Source organism: Acidaminobacter sp. QWL-03, assembly GCF_058683855.1.
This window is the reverse complement of the sequence record NZ_CM178752.1, coordinates 899,045-914,746: the sequence shown is the minus strand read 5'-3', so window position 1 is coordinate 914,746 and position 15,702 is coordinate 899,045. Positions and strand designations below refer to the sequence as shown.

The window sequence follows — 15,702 nt, the reverse complement described above, 5'->3', positions numbered from 1 at the left end:
ATGGTGAAGATGATGAAATGAGTTAGAATTTATCACAAATCTTCGTGTAGCCTCTTAGGAATTTTATCATGGAGGCTGCTTTTCTATTCGTCCAAGTAGTCACTAATTCGCATAGTCCGCTGGATTATGTCAATTGTGTGGTGCATCCACAGCTTTTCATCCATGTTTAACGATCTGAACAATGCGCTTGTAAATCTGAATAAGCACTAAAGGAATAAGAGATAAACCTGCTATCAAAGTGTACTGTTCCTGCGTCAATGGGGTGACTTCAAAAGTAACGTGAAGAGGTTCGATGAATAAAACGGCGGACAAGAGGAGCACGCCAAGGAGCTGCGCGAGGAAGATCGAAGGATTTTTAAAGATCGTATTAAAAGTAAGCGGTGCTTCAGTTCGACAATTTAGGCCATGAACGAGTCGTGACAGACTCAGCGTTGCGAAAGCCATGGTCATTGCTTCACCGTGTCCGCTTGAATTCAAGCCAATCGTGTAGGCAATCATGGTGACTGCCGCGATGATGGTGCCCTCCGTGAGCACTGAAGCTGCGAAAGCTCTGTCGAGGATGGGCTTTCCGGCATCTCTTGGCTTGTCTTTCATGAGCTCGCCGTGTGCGGGCTCAAGACCTATGGCAATCGCTGGTAAGCTGTCCGTCAACAGGTTAATAAATAATAGGTGCACTGGTGAAAATGGGACTAATAAGCCCGTCACAGATGCATAGAGAACAGCGAGGATGCCGGCTGTATTTCCGGATAAGAGAAATTTGATGGCGTTTTTGATATTCATGTAGATGCTGCGGCCGTTTCTTATGGACTTTACTATGGTTGAGAAATTATCGTCTGTGAGCACCATACTTGCTGCGTCCTTGGCAACTTCAGTTCCGGTGATGCCCATGGCGATGCCTACATCGGCACGCTTAAGCGCTGGCGCATCATTGACGCCATCTCCCGTCATTGCGACAATGTGACCCAGAGATTGCCATGCGCTGACGATTCTGATCTTGTGCTCCGGCGATACGCGCGCGTAAACACTGACTTTTGGGACCAAAGCAATCAGCTCATTTTCAGAAAGATGTTCGATTTCAGAGCCTTCAACCGCCATATCACCCTCCTGAAGGATGCCGATTTGGGCTGCGATTGCCGATGCCGTGATTTTATGGTCGCCCGTGATCATGACAGGCTTGATCCCTGCGGCGCGACAGCTTTTAACCGCGTCAGCAGACTCGACTCGGGGCGGATCCATCATCGCGACCAAAGAGAACAACGTCAAGTGGTCTTCATGTGAGAAGGAAAGCGAATCTGCGTCGATTTCTCTCCATGCAAAAGCCAGCACCCGTAATCCTTGGCTCGATAGATCGTTGTTAACTCTTTTGTAGAGGTCAATATCCTCAGGGGTGATAGCTCGAATCCCATCCGAGGTCTCAACATGCGTCGATCTCGTGAGGAGGACATCCATCGCCCCTTTAGTAAACACGACACGTCGGCCGTCGATTTCCTGAAGCGTGGTCATCAGCTTGCGGTCACTATCAAAGGGCAGCTCGGAAATACGCGGGATTCTGTCGCGAATAATCAGTTCATCCATATGCAGACGCTCACCCAGATCTACCAGGGCGATTTCTGTGGGATCGCCGATGGTCTTGTCCTCCGAAGTAATCGCATCGCTGCAAAGCAATCCGGCAGTCAGCAGCTTGATATGCAGCTTGTCGTCCGCTCGAATGTCCTCAACATCGGTGATTTTATTGTCGACAAAGATCTTTTGCACGGTCATTTTATTTTGTGTCAGTGTTCCCGTCTTATCTGAGCAGATGATCGATATACTGCCGAGACTTTCCACAGAGTGCAATTTTCTGATGATGGCATTTTCATCAGCCAGCTTTCGCGTTCCGAGCGACAAGACGATCGTCACAATTGAGCTGAGCGCTTCCGGGATCGCCGCTACCGCTAATGAGATGGCGAACATCAGAGCGTCCATGATTGGTGTTCCTCTATACAAGCTCATTGCAAACATAAACGCGGAAATCAGCAGAATGATCAGTGCAAGACGCTTTCCGAACCGGTCGAGGTTTTCCTGAAGTGGTGTCGCTTTCTCTTTCGCAGAATTCAAGAGGTCCGCAATTCTACCAATTTCCGTTGAGGCACCGACGCCAGTAACGACTGCTTTTCCACGTCCGTAGGTAACGTGGCTGCTCATGAATACCATATTTCTTTGATCGCCAATCGCCACTTCATCTTCAGCGATTGGTTCAGAAAGCTTATCAACGCTGACAGATTCACCTGTCAATGCGCTTTCAATGATCTGAAGACTATTACTTTCTATGAGTCGTGCATCCGCGGCGATAAAGTCTCCGGCTTCGATGACCATTATATCGCCTACGACAATTTCTGAAGAAGGTAGCTCGACAACTCTGCCATCGCGCATTACTCTCGAAGTCGGCGTGGATAACGATTTCAAACTTTTGATTGCCTGCTCCGCTTTTATATGCTGAAAAGTTCCAAGCAAAGCATTCAATAACAGAACAAAGATGATGACGATGGTGCTTTCGAATTTTCCCATCAATGCAGAAATTACTGAGGCTATGATCAGAATCAACACCAAGAAATCTTTAAACTGTGAGAAGAACACTTTGACAGGGGATATTTTTCTTGCCTCTTCCAGTTGATTAAGGCCATAAATTTCTCTTTGTCTTTCGACTTCTGTCTGGCTGAGTCCCGTGATCCGTGTTTGTACCTCATTCATTACTTCCTTATAAGGCAATTGATAAAATTTGTTCATACTGATTCCTCCATTTTTTGTAATAAAAAAGAGACCCAAAAAGCCCTTTGGCTCTTGAGTCTCACAGAATACATAAATGTATTACCGCTACCGAGTTTTCACTGTAATGACGATAGCAGGTCCGTAAAGGTAGTTACTCCCTCAGAATGCATGAATATCATACCATAACTTTACTTATTGTGCCAAGTATATTTTATAATTGGCTGCAGTTGGCGTCAAGATGGGCCTCTAACATCTAACTTGCACGTTTTTCGCAAGTCTAACGTTAAATAAAGTTGAGAAGTCTGCAATGACATTGCTCTAACAAAAGCAACTTCATTATCTTTTATGTCGCTATCGAAAACGCCAGGTAGAAACCGTGAAGATGATGAAATTGTATATAATGTAAATTGAACGACCTCCGTTGATTTGATATGCTCCCTTTATGATCACCGGAGGCTGTTTTCTTTTAGAGAGGAGATGTATATGCGGTTATGCGATTTAAATATTTATCTATTAATAAGTTTGAAGTGGGATCCGTTTTCTAATAACCTGTATGAAAACAAAATGTATGACGCTCACGAATAGTGCTTCCGCAAGGATTATTAAACTATATACGCCCACGTTGCCATTTGACATTCTGAGCATCATTTCGTGAAGCGGAATATAAAATATCGCTTCAGTCAGTCGAATTCCCAGATAGAGCAGAATCCCAGTAGACATTACATATAATAAACGCACCATCCAGAGTGAAATCACATTAGATGTCTTTAAACGAAAAATCAATTGGATTAAAAGTCCCATTAATAAGTAGGTTATGACAAAGATGAGCTGCGTTGTAAAAAACAATCCCGTTATTATAGATAGACCAGCTGCAATTAGAAGATCATAACGCAGGTGCAACCTAATTGACAATGTGGCTATTATTAATGGAATGGTCACTGCTGAGATAAGACTAACAGATCCTCTGAATAAGAGAAGAGATGCCATACATAAACAAATAGAAATTGCTGAATAAGAGATTGACCGAACTCCACTTAATTCTTTCACTGATTTCATCCTTTACTTAAACGATAGCTGCTACTTTTTTCTTAATCTGTATTCATCTATATCAAAGACTGAAAAAGTATTTTTACCGTTGTTTTTGGCCTGATACATTGCAAAGTCAGCATATTCAATTAAGTCATACACTTCAGTAGTATCCTTACCGTAAATGGCCATGCCGACACTGCAGCCTAAGTCTAAAACAGAATTCTCAATTTCAATTGGCTTGTTAAGAACAGAAGATTTAAATTCATTCCATATTCTTGCTATCTCATTTTGTGAAATTTGTCTGTAGCTATGAATATAAACGCCAAACTCATCACCGGAGATCCGCATTGCAATAAATGATTCGAATTTAAGTGTTTTCAATCTTTCTGCAAAAGAGATTAAATATAGATCACCAGTTCTGTGGCCGTGAGTATCATTTATTACCTTGAAATCATCAATATCTATAAATAAAAATACACCTAAATGATGAGGATCAACGTTAATAAGATGCTCAATTTCTTGTCGATATTGATACCTGCTTACTAATCCCGTCAGAGCATCTTTGACTAATCTGTTGTTTAATTCCTTATTGAGTTGATTCATTTGAATATTCGCTTTTCTAAGATCCCGCTGAACATTTAAAAGTTCGTTGTTCAACTTTTGGATTTGTTCAAACTGATTCCTAACCGTTTGTTCATTTTCTGATAGAATCAGTTTATTTGACTCTTTGATCACATTCATAAAATCAAATAAAATCACATTCAAAATCTCTTTCTTCTGATCAGTATCACTGCAAAATGATTCAATGCCGTGAACGAGAAGATTATTGTCTAATGCTAAAAGACACACAGACAGCTCAATCCGGGGATTTTTAAAAGTCCATGTGTTTTGGCTAAAGACAATATCTTTATTATTAAACGACTCAGCTACAGCAGCTACGATTTCATGTTCAAACTTCTCTTCAAAAAGGTTTAATAGATTTTTTTGATAAGGAGAAATTGAATGTAGTGGGCGATTCCAATATCGGGTTACTATGTTCAACTTCCTATCGCATTGTATCAGAAATGAGTGAAGCTGATTATTCATGAGTTTCTCCTTAAAGTAGTGTGGAATCGACACCTATATATTCTTTTCTGACCACTTTACTAATTCTATTGCTGATGGGGAGTAAAAATCAATATTCATTTTTTCCCAAAGTGAGTCAGTTCTAAGAAATGCTTGACCCCCCACTGCAATTTTGACTTCAGGATACTTGTTTCTAATTTCCATTACTATTGTCTCACAAACCTTAAGATATGGAGGCATTGTAACGGATAAGGCAATCAAGTTGGGTTTATGTTCATCAATTGATTTTAAAATGGATTCAACAGGCAGTGCTGCACCAAGATAATAAGAATCCCAACCGTGATATTCAAACATGTCTGATAACATGCGGATTCCGATTTCATGAAGTTCACTTCCAATTGCGCATGCAACCAACGTTTTTTGTTTACGCGGTTGTGAAAAAATAGTTTCATAAAATTGGCCCATTACGGTTTGAGTAACTGAAGTAGCAAAATGCTCTTTATCAACAGAAATGATGTTTTTATGCCATAATTCACCAATTTCATGCATGACATAAGTTAGAACCTCTTCATAGATATCAATAATTGGAACACCTGATTTATATGCCTCGTTAATGATCGCATATGCATCTCGGGTATTGTTTAACAGTAGTGATTCAAGATAGTTATTTCTTAATCGTGCATAGCTGCCTTTATCAAAATCAGTTGATTCCGGAACATATAAGACAGCATTTTTAGTAGTATTAATTGCACTTTCTAAATACTCAGTTGATAGATGAATTTCCTGGTCGCTTAATAGGCCAATAAGTTGATTGCTAATTGAGTCTGACATAATGGCGTAATGATCTACCATCATTTGCATGATCCTGGTTCGATCGAAATCTTTCATGATATTACATAATAGTTTAAATATCCAAACTGCATAGTCTGTAAAAATCTTCTGATCCCTAAAATAAACAGCTGTGAACAAAAAACTTAAATTATAGACAACATCATCATACATTAATTTTTTTCTTCGATCATCAAGTTCTGAATGCAGCTTTGGATCTTTCAAAAAATGACTTTCAAAAATAATTTTTGTAATTTCAATAAACTTTGGGTCGTTATAATTTATTAATAAACTCATAGTCTTTGCTCCTATAGCGATCACATTTATTTGTTTAACCGATATCTAAACACTCGAGTAGAACTTCTTTTGCTTTGTGTATCATATATCACTTCATAATTTGAATAATTATGTAGAGACTCCATCGCAGCACATACAGATGGCATTCGATTTAGTAAACCCATTTCTCTATGTATATCACCTGATTGCACGTCAAAGCTCTCAAAACCTTCCTCCTTTGCCTTATTCAGGATTTCGGTGATATAGGCTCTAATTTGATCAGTCTGGCCAATATTGTTCTTTTTTGACTTAAAATGAAAGCAGTTTGAATTTAAATTTTGATAGGAGTGATCTGTTTTGCACATAATTTTTGATGCTTCACTTTTGAAGGCAAATACTATGTATTGCGAAATAAGCTCATTCAATACAGTATTTTGATTTTCATTTTTTAAGGCTAATGCCATGTTAAATCGACTCATCAAATCGCTTTCTAATTCTATTTTGAGAACTTGAATGTCCGACAATGTTTTCATCCTTCCGCTAGATCAAAAAAATGAAGGTCCTATGATGTCATTAATAATGATCTGATAATTGTTAGTATTCGAAATCTTGATAGGTGGTATATTTATATATGAAATCAAATTCTGCTTCGTTTTTCAGAAAAATTTCAACGATCTCAGGATCAAAATGTTTTCCTGAATTACTTTTAATTATTTCAATGGTTTCCATATGTGAATAGGGAGGCTTATAGGCACGTTTAGATCTAAGAGCATCATACACATCTGCAATGGCCATAATTCTCCCCGAAAGTGGTATTTCTTCACCCACGAGTCCGTTGGGATACCCTGTACCATCCCACTTTTCATGATGCGTTAAAGCTATTTTAGCACCTAAAATAATAAAATTGTTATCTGGAAATTTCTTTCGGACTTCATTTAAAGTACTTGCACCAATGGTTGTGTGTTTTTTCATTATATCAAACTCTTCATCAGTAAGCTTTCCTGGCTTACTTAAAATATAATCAGGTATACCAACTTTACCAATATCATGAAGCGGGGCTGCTTTAGCCAAGTCATCAATATTTGTATCACTTAAAAATTCTTTGTACTTTTCATTAGATTTCATCTTTTCTGCAATCAATCTACTAAACTTTGAAACCCTAACTATGTGTGCACCGGTATCATCATCACGCATTTCAGCAAGCTTAACAAGTGAATAAATCGTTGCTAGTCTTGACTCAACGATTTCTTTGTCTTTCTCAATCATTTTATTCATAAAGTTCTTATATTTGTCCGAGTATTGTCCCACTACAATCGCGATGAAAATATAAATTACAATTCTTACTACCCAATTGAATGTTTCTTGCATGATCATGTCACTAGTACTTAGTGGCATTAAGGGTCCGAGAAGAATACCGCAAAATAGAGCAAGCAAAGCGCCAAAATTCCTACTATGGAATGTCGATAAGAATACGATGGGAATGAACATAAAACTTGGAAAAACAGTCTTTGTCCCTCCAAAAGTAAATACAAGGTAGGCAATAAATATTGACGATAAATAAGTAGCCAATATATATGCATACTTTTTATAACTATTTTTTTTGTTTTTTATGTCATAGACATATTCGCTCATTTGTACTCCTCTTAAAAATTATTAGTATACTTAACGTGTTTAGTTTTCACTATTATATATTATTATTACAAAAATGAAAATTACAATATTGTAAACTTGATACTGACGGGCTTGACTTTCGACCACCCGCACCTTGTCACATTTTTTGGAATGTCAACGTCAAATAAAGTTGAAAATTGAAACATAAATTAAAACACAAGGCTGCCAATGGAGGGGAATGACCATCGGCAACTTGTCTTTGTTTTTGACTTGGGTTTGTGATCAAAGTCGAAGCAAGGATTCTCAAAGGCGTACCCACCATGAGCATCATTGGTCTTGCGGACAAGGCCATTAAAGAGTCCAGAGACAGGATTGAAGCCTGCTTCAACACCATGGATATGCGTTTTCCCAAGGGAAGGATCGTCTTCAACATGCTGCCACAAGATGTGCAGAAGAGCGGGGGGTACCTGGATCTGCCCATGTTTCTGAGCCTTGCCGTTGAATGCGGAGAAATCAGTACTGATCACGTTAACCTGGAGGATACGGTCTTCTTTAGTGGGATCAGCTTGTGCGGCGATCTGGAGAACTTCAGCGGCATGCTGCCTATGCTGATTCAGGCGAGGCAGAACGGCATCAGATTTGCGGTGCTGCCAAATGTCTGCATGGCTGAGGCGGTCAAGGTTCATGGCATTCAATGCTTTGGGTTTGACAACATCCACAACCTCATGGAATGGTTTGAAGGACGTATGCGCTACACGTCGAAATACGCGGCGGCGACTAAGCCTCCTGCCGTTTCAACCCTTGACTTCAGCCAGGTCAGAGGCCAGGATCATCTGATTAAATTTGTGGTGGCTGCCGCGGCAGGGGGGCATAATTTGCTGCTCGTCGGACTGGCAGGCTGCGGTAAGTCCATGATTTCGAAGCGTATCGAAACTATTCTCCCGGACATGAATGAAGATGAGACACTTGAAGTCATGGCCACCCACAGTGTGGCAGGGGCGGCCCGAAGCCAGGATGACGCTGTGAGGCGACCCTTCAGGAGCGTGCATTACAATGCCTCCGCCAACGCATTATAGGCGGTGGGACGGATCTGGGTCCCTTACCTGCAGCTAGCGCCTATCGCCTATCGCCTCGTTTTTCGGAACACCAACGTGTAATTATTTTGTCAAGACTGATATTGCTTGCTTTCACGAAAAGTAACTTCATTATCTTCACTGGCTCTACCAGATACGGGAAAATGAAGTTTGAATTATAATAGGCACAAAAAAATGATCAACGACTTGATTTGACTATGTTGATGATATATAATCTAGATACATATTTACCAAATTGGTAAACAAATCTAGAGGTGATGGTTTGCTCATTCAATACAAAAAGAAATCACTTGAGAAGGAATGCAACGACTATTCAAGAGCTATTAGATCTTATGGGCAAAATTGCGCTAATATCCTTCATCGGCGTATTCGAGAATTAAAAGCTGCTGAGTCATTGGATGAGATGGTCAATCTTGGAATAGGAAGATGCCATGCATTAAAAGGTGATCTTCAGGGCAAATATGCACTTGATCTGGAGCAGCCGTTTAGATTAATTGTTGAACCTGAAAAGAATGAAGATGGACGTTATGAAATAGAATAGTCAACCTTTTGGAGGTTAAAGACTACCATGGAAACTAAAATAAATAAAATTATTGCGATCCCTCCAGGCGAAACTATAAAAGAAATGTTGGAAGATCGAAACATGAGCCAAGTAGAATTTGCTGAGCGAATGGACTGTAGTACGAAATTCATTAGCCAGCTCATTAATGGCAAAGTTGCGTTAACCCATCCAACTGCATTGAAATTAGAGAGTGTCTTAGGCGTCCCTGCTCGATTTTGGAACAATCTAGAGGCCCTTTATCAAGAGGATTTGGCTAGAATTGATCAAATAAGCAAGCTAGAGTCAGAGATTAACCTGTCCAAGTCATTTCCATACTCTGAACTGGCAAATAAGAAATGGGTAAAAAAAACTCGAAATGCTGTTGAACGCGTTGAGGAATTAAGAAGTTATTATGGCGTAGCGACGCTTGAAAGTATTAAAAATCTCAATCCATTTGAGGCTGTTTTCAGGAAGGTAGACCACGGAAAAGCTTCTGAATATGCTTTATCGGCCTGGATCCAAAAGGGTTATCTAGAAGGACGAAAGATTTCAACACCACCCTACAACAAACGATTATTGACAGCTAGACTGCCTGAGTTGCGCTCTTTAGTCAATCAGGAGCCTTCTGACTTCCAAACTGAATTAATCAAATTATTGAGTGAATGTGGCGTCGCTCTGGTTTTCCTGCCTCACATAAAAAATACCTATGCTCATGCATCAACAATTTGGGCAAATAAGACAAAACCCATAATTATCCTATCAATAAGAGGGAAGGATGCAGATAAATTTTGGTTCAGTTTTTTTCATGAAATTGGACACTTAATACTACATGAGAAGGATCATACATTCATCCAATATGATGACGTCGATTTTAAAGATGAATTAGAAGCTGAGGCAGACCGCTTTTCGTCTAATTTGCTAATTCCTGAAAATGACTACTTGAAATTCATTGCATTAGAGGATTTTTCAGACAAAAACGTTATGACTTTTGCAGCAATGATAGAGATTCATCCTGGGATCATTGTAGGAAGACTGCAGCATGATCACAAAATTGGATACTATCAGTTGAACCATTTGAAGGTTAAGTATGAGTGGAACAACAGTGAGGATGAATAATTTGAAATTATTTCGTTGAAATTAACTACACAGATAAAAAAGCTGGCCGATGGTGGATTATAATAACCATCGGCCAGCTTTATCATTTTTGATCTTTTCCTAATCCAACGAAATTAATTCATACGCCATAGTCCCCAGCCCAATCTTCTCCGCATGCTTCAATGACACTCGGCCATTCTCAAAGAGTTTCTTGCGGCTGCGCTGCTGAAGCAGATCCAGGCAGGCGGTATCGAGTGCCACGGGATCTTTGGAGGCGAGAACACCAATATTATCTGCAATGGGTTTCATTTGGATGCCGGTGCAGTCGCACTCTTCAGTAACGTTGCAGATGAAGGAGATGTAGAGGATGTCCTTGTCTTTGGCTGCTCCAAGAGCGTACTCAGCCAGCTTCTCCAGAAAGTTGGAGCCCGACCAGGAATTTCGGATGGCGCCTTCCGGGCAGACGGCAATGCAGCCTGCGCAGCCCACACATTTGTCTGGATCAATCAAAGCAGTAGTGATCATTTCAATGGCGTCAAAATCGCATTTTTCGATACACATTTCACAGGAAATACATTTTTTTGCTGAAACAGTCGGCGCGATTCCGGCATGCTGCTCAAGTTTGCCGCTTCTGGCCGCGAACCCCATGGCCAGCTGCTTCAGCGCGCCCCCGAATCCCGCTTGAATGTGGCCCTTGAAATGGCTCATGACTATAAATTGATTAAATTTGCCATAGGCTTTTCCAATTTTACACTTTTTTATATACTCTCCCGGGATGTCAATCTCATCATAATCCGTTCCGAGGTCGCCATCCGCAATAATTATTGGAATCTGAGAGAATCCGTGGGCTTTCGCAGTTTCCAGGTGCTTATCCGTGGTGGTCCGAGAACCTCTGTAGAGGACGTTGGTTTCTATGTAGGAAGGGAAGACACCCATCTCTTTCAGATATTGTATGGTTGGCTCGTAGCATTTGGCAGACAGAAAAGTCGTATTGCCTTTTTCTCCGAAATGCACTTTAAGCGGGACTTCCTTTTCAAAGGTATGCCCGGACTCCGCGACCACTGTCTTAAGCAGCTTCAGTGCATCAGCGCCCAGCAGCTCGTCGCTGAGGCTTTCGTTTTTTATGTAGTAGACTTTGCTCATGTTGGATCCCCTCGCTCGCTCATTTAACAAATTTTTTTGATGTATGTAGTAATGACGATTTCTCTATCGGGCTTACTAAAAGCTTTGTCTAATTATACAACATTTGGGAAGGAATGCGGAAGGACTTGGATCAGGGTTCGTCATTAATTTATGATAGTCAAAATGAAGATCAAAAATGAAAAGAAAGCTGCTGATGGTCATCAGTTCCACAAACGACCATCGGCAGCTTTCAGTTTTTGAGCTGGGATTTTATGATCTGCTCAGAACTGCATCCATGCTGCGTTATTCAACTTGATTAAATAACCGCGCACACCCGTGACTTCAGTCATGGTTTGTTCAAGACGTCATACCTCCTTTGCTGGAAAATCAACGGTGTTTTCTTTGTTTGATTTCTTGCCGGAAAAATTCTTGACAAAATCAATCAGCAAAGATGAGATCACAACCGTCACTATTGAAAAACCAATACGTTCAAACGGAATATAGGTCAGTGAAAGCAGCAGCACTGTCAAATCTGTCGCCAGGTAAGCGAGGGAAATGCGGCAGCCTGTGAGCTTTGAGAGTGCCAGCGCCAAAGCGTCATCCCCGCCTGTGGTGCCGCCCTGGCGAATCACCAGACCCGCACCGACCCCGACAAAGATGCCTCCAAGCATCGACGCCAGCAGAGGCATTACCGTGAGGTTCGGCAGCAGCGGCGGAAACTGCGTCCACAAAAAAAAGAATGCTCCAAGGCTGACCGTCGAAACCGCTGATATCTTGAGGAAGTCTTTGCCCAGGGGTTTAAACGCCAAGGCGTAGCACAAAGCGTCGAGCACGGGAGACACAAGGGCAGGTGTGAATCCAAACCAGTGGTCAAGCAGCAAAATCAACCCCAGCACGCCACCTTCAGTCAGTGAAGCCTGCCGATGGACGTTATACAAACCAAAGGACAGCAACGCCGTCCCCATTATAATGACCAACAGTTTCCTCGGGGTGAATAAGTTGCCGTATGATTTATTAACTGAGTAAGATTTGTTATGAAGCGTTGTCATTTAGGTTAACCTCTCTTTTTGACAAAAACAATTTGTATCACATCCTAAGTGTAAACCCTGGTATAATACTAGGGTCAAGTAAAGTTCTCAAGTTTTAAAAAAGAGGTGATCCAGCCATTGAAAGATTATTATAAGATTAATGAGATTTCAAAGCTCTACAGGATTGGCGTTGATTCACTGAGATATTATGAAAAGCTAGGGATCTTGGATCCTAAGCGGGATAGCAATGGCTACCGTCTTTACAGCTTAAAAGAAATCTTTAAATTGAATATCATTCGGGACCTCCGAAGTCTCGATTTTTCTTTTAAGCAGATCAAGGCCTATTTGGATGATCAATGTATCTCAAATTCTATGGCGTTGATTCAGGCAGAACAGGCACTTATTGAAATACAAATGGAAACCCTTCGGGCTGCCAAAGCAGCTCTTCACTCCCGCGTAGAAATGTTAAACGTTTTGTCTTCAGCAAAGGTTGGAGAATATGTCGTCAGAACTTACTCAGACAGATTCTGCCTGCGACTCAACGCTGAGATTACCAGAGATGAGGAAACTGATTTTGCCATCAACAAACTCCACATGAAGCATGAACCCACGCTTCGTGAGCTGGGCAACTTGACTATTGGAGCTGTGCCATCCATGGAAGACTTTTATAAGGGCATCAACGGGGTGTTTAATTCCGTATTTATTATTTTGGAAAATGAAACTGACAACTTCGATTTTTTGCTTCCGGCAGGACGATATCTCAGCGTCTATTACCGCGGAACGTATGCGCAAAGTTCGGATCAGATCCGGAAGATCTTGAATTTCGCGAAGACGCGGGGGAGTGACGTGCTGGGCGACCCATTTGAGCTGTACCATATTGACAATCGTTATACTGTTCAGCAAGAGGAATTTTTGACTGAAATTCAAATCAGAGTGGCTGACTAAGGTGCTGCCAGGTACAGGAAAATGAAGATAAGGCTGCGGATGGATGAACATGACCATCGGCAGCTTTTCCTTTTCCGGGAGTCAAATTCAAAACTCCTGAAAAACCTTAGTTACAAATATATGAATAATTATTTATGTCACGGGTAAAAACCCTCAATAAGATGCTTGAAAATCACTTTATAGCGAAACATTGTTAAGCATTAAATTAACCAATTCCAATATTTTCATGGCCAACCATTTTAATTTAACCAGCGCAATCAATTGGTTTGTCGATGTATGAATATCCGTTTAGGAGGGATTGCTATGATGTATCTGGAAAAAGCCATTGAAAACATCAAAGCCAGAAACGCAAACGAACCGGAATTTATCCAGGCCGTTGAAGAAGTCTTTACCTCTTTGGCGCCTGTCATCAAGCAACACCCGGAGTTTGAAAAAGCCAATATCCTTGAGCGGATGGCAGAACCTGAGAGGACCATCATTTTCAGGGTGCCGTGGGTCAACGACAAAGGGGAACTCATTGTCAACAGAGGCTTCCGAATTCAATTCAATGGGGCCAGAGGGCCGTACAAAGGCGGATTAAGGTTCCATCCGACTGTTAATCTCAGTATCCTGAAATTCCTGGGTTTTGAACAGACCTTCAAGAATGCCCTGACAGGACGGCCATTAGGCGGTGCCAAGGGCGGCTCGGATTTTGATCCGAAAGGTAAGAGCGACGCGGAGATCATGCGCTTTTGCCAGAGCTTTATGAGCGAGCTCTACAGACATATTGGGCCGGATATCGACGTGCCTGCCGGGGACATAGGTGTGGGCTCAAGGGAAATTGGGTATCTGTTTGGCCAGTACCGGCGACTCACCGGGGCACATGAGAGCGGCGTCCTGACCGGGAAACACATTATTTATGGCGGTTCCCATGGCCGAAAGGAAGCGACGGGATTCGGGCTTCTGTATTTCACAAAGGCCATGTTTGAGGAGAACAATATTGAGCTGGCGGGCAAAACGGCGGTCATTTCCGGCTCTGGCAACGTGGCTTTGTATACGGCGGTGAAAGCGACCGAGTTTGGCATCAAGGTGCTGGCAATGAGCGATTCCAGCGGCTATGTCTACGATCCGGAGGGCATTGACGTTCCTGCCATGATTGAGCTGAAGGAAGTCCGCCACGGGCGGATCAAGGAATACTTGGCGGATCATCCAAAGGCAGAGTTCGTCGAAGGTCTCAGGACAATCTGGAATCTCAAGTGTGACATTGCGTTTCCGTGTGCGACGCAGAATGATATTGATCTGGCAAGCGCGGAGAAGCTGGTGACCAATGGGGTCTTGGCCGTCTGTGAGGGCGCCAATATGCCGTCAACTTATGATGCCATGAAATTCCTGATGGACGAGGGCGTCCTGCTGACGCCGGCGAAGGCCAGCAATGCAGGCGGTGTGGCGATTTCTGCGGTGGAAATGACCCAGAATTCCATACGACAGAGTATGACCTTTGAGGAAGTGGACGCGATCCTGAAGGTGATCATGAACAACATTTACAAGGATTGCCTGGCTGCTTCCAGAAAGTACGGCTTTGGCCATGATCTTGTGGCTGGCGCGAATATTGTAAGCTTTTTAAGGGTAGCGGAGGCTATGATGCTGCAAGGGGATTATTGATGGCAGTAAGTAATATAAAGTGAATAATTTTAGATAAAACAGTCTCGAGCAATTAAGTTAAACTCGAGGCTGTTTTTTTGTCAGTTAGAGCTGTCGGATCTTTTAATTATCTGAAATTCAAATGAATTGTAGATTCAATTGGAATTAGGAAATCTGATAATGAGGGCCAATGAGCAATAACTGTTACTTTCGACAAAATCAGACAGAATGTTATGTAAACAAAGTGGTATAAATATGATACAAGTTAACCTTGATCGCACAGTAAACAAGCTACTCGAACCGATAACTTTACAATGATTAACTTAAACATCATTATACGAGGAGGATGCAGAATGAAAAAGAAAAGACGTTATTTTATAGCAACGTTATTAGTGACATTTTCATTGATAGTGCTGACAGGGGTTGGATACTCAGCTAAGCCTGTGACTGGAGATTCTTATACGCTTGATGATATTTACAATAAGTTAATTGAACTTGCATCCAACCTTTCAATAATTGATACAAAACTGAGTGGATATTCCAGCGACTTCAGTCTGATTAATTCCGAGCTTAATGGACTAAAGTCATCAATAAACAATATAGGTATAAATATTGAGAATAAGTTTGACAAAACTTTCTTAGGACTGGACGAAATCTAAAACGGTATTATTGGGATTGACACTAAACTAAATAGCATAAC

13 protein-coding genes are annotated in these 15,702 nt (G+C 41.5%); 6 read left to right on the top strand and 7 right to left on the bottom strand.

Annotation, left to right across the window (positions count from 1 at the left end):
• Positions 1-156 precede the first annotated feature (156 nt).
• The 5 genes from AC4PHM_RS04105 to AC4PHM_RS04085 all read right to left on the bottom strand — a co-directional run bounded on the left by AC4PHM_RS04105 (position 157) and on the right by AC4PHM_RS04085 (position 7,578).
• Positions 157-2,766, bottom strand: a complete 2,610-nt coding sequence (locus AC4PHM_RS04105; RefSeq protein ID WP_492019633.1) for a cation-translocating P-type ATPase — start codon at positions 2,764-2,766, stop codon at positions 157-159.
• A 1,059-nt stretch (positions 2,767-3,825) separates the two neighbouring features.
• On the bottom strand, positions 3,826-4,863 hold the full coding sequence (locus AC4PHM_RS04100) for a diguanylate cyclase domain-containing protein (RefSeq protein WP_492019632.1): 1,038 nt from the start codon (positions 4,861-4,863) through the stop codon (positions 3,826-3,828).
• 33 nt (positions 4,864-4,896) lie between these two features.
• Positions 4,897-5,967: a cobalamin B12-binding domain-containing protein gene (locus AC4PHM_RS04095; protein ID WP_492019631.1), complete on the bottom strand. Its 1,071-nt coding sequence runs from the start codon at positions 5,965-5,967 to the stop codon at positions 4,897-4,899.
• Positions 5,968-5,993: 26 nt separating this feature from the next.
• On the bottom strand, positions 5,994-6,470 hold the full coding sequence (locus tag AC4PHM_RS04090) for a hypothetical protein (RefSeq protein WP_492019630.1): 477 nt from the start codon (positions 6,468-6,470) through the stop codon (positions 5,994-5,996).
• 70 nt (positions 6,471-6,540) lie between these two features.
• Positions 6,541-7,578 carry an HD-GYP domain-containing protein gene (locus tag AC4PHM_RS04085; protein ID WP_492019629.1) on the bottom strand — a complete coding sequence of 346 codons (1,038 nt, stop codon included), beginning with the start codon at positions 7,576-7,578 and terminating at the stop codon, positions 6,541-6,543.
• 257 nt (positions 7,579-7,835) lie between these two features.
• Between AC4PHM_RS04085 and AC4PHM_RS04080 the strand changes: the two genes are divergently transcribed.
• From AC4PHM_RS04080 to AC4PHM_RS04070, 3 genes are all read left to right on the top strand, one after another.
• On the top strand, positions 7,836-8,633 hold the full coding sequence (locus tag AC4PHM_RS04080) for a magnesium chelatase domain-containing protein (RefSeq protein ID WP_492019628.1): 798 nt from the start codon (positions 7,836-7,838) through the stop codon (positions 8,631-8,633).
• Between the two features lie 280 nt (positions 8,634-8,913).
• A complete protein-coding gene (locus AC4PHM_RS04075; RefSeq protein ID WP_492019627.1) occupies positions 8,914-9,192 on the top strand; it encodes a type II toxin-antitoxin system RelE/ParE family toxin in 279 nt (92 codons plus the stop codon).
• 27 nt (positions 9,193-9,219) lie between these two features.
• Positions 9,220-10,308, top strand: coding sequence for an ImmA/IrrE family metallo-endopeptidase (locus tag AC4PHM_RS04070; protein WP_492019626.1), 1,089 nt, complete (start codon positions 9,220-9,222; stop codon positions 10,306-10,308).
• Between the two features lie 99 nt (positions 10,309-10,407).
• On the opposite strand, the gene AC4PHM_RS04065 is transcribed toward AC4PHM_RS04070, so the two are convergent.
• Both AC4PHM_RS04065 and AC4PHM_RS04060 read right to left on the bottom strand, forming a co-directional pair.
• On the bottom strand, positions 10,408-11,430 hold the full coding sequence (locus AC4PHM_RS04065) for a DUF362 domain-containing protein (RefSeq protein ID WP_492019625.1): 1,023 nt from the start codon (positions 11,428-11,430) through the stop codon (positions 10,408-10,410).
• A gap of 344 nt (positions 11,431-11,774) precedes the next feature.
• Positions 11,775-12,386: a YitT family protein gene (locus AC4PHM_RS04060; protein WP_492019624.1), complete on the bottom strand. Its 612-nt coding sequence runs from the start codon at positions 12,384-12,386 to the stop codon at positions 11,775-11,777.
• Positions 12,387-12,575: 189 nt separating this feature from the next.
• On the opposite strand from AC4PHM_RS04060, the gene AC4PHM_RS04055 reads away from it, so the two are divergent.
• The 3 genes from AC4PHM_RS04055 (at position 12,576) to AC4PHM_RS04045 (ending at position 15,661) form a co-directional block, all read left to right on the top strand.
• Positions 12,576-13,382, top strand: a complete 807-nt coding sequence (locus AC4PHM_RS04055) for a MerR family transcriptional regulator (protein WP_492019623.1) — start codon at positions 12,576-12,578, stop codon at positions 13,380-13,382.
• A 303-nt stretch (positions 13,383-13,685) separates the two neighbouring features.
• The gene (gene gdhA, locus AC4PHM_RS04050) at positions 13,686-15,023 is read left to right on the top strand and encodes an NADP-specific glutamate dehydrogenase (protein ID WP_492019622.1); all 1,338 of its coding nucleotides are present in this window, start codon (positions 13,686-13,688) and stop codon (positions 15,021-15,023) included.
• Positions 15,024-15,355: 332 nt separating this feature from the next.
• A complete protein-coding gene (locus tag AC4PHM_RS04045) occupies positions 15,356-15,661 on the top strand; it encodes a hypothetical protein (protein ID WP_492019621.1) in 306 nt (101 codons plus the stop codon).
• Positions 15,662-15,702: the final 41 nt, after the last annotated feature.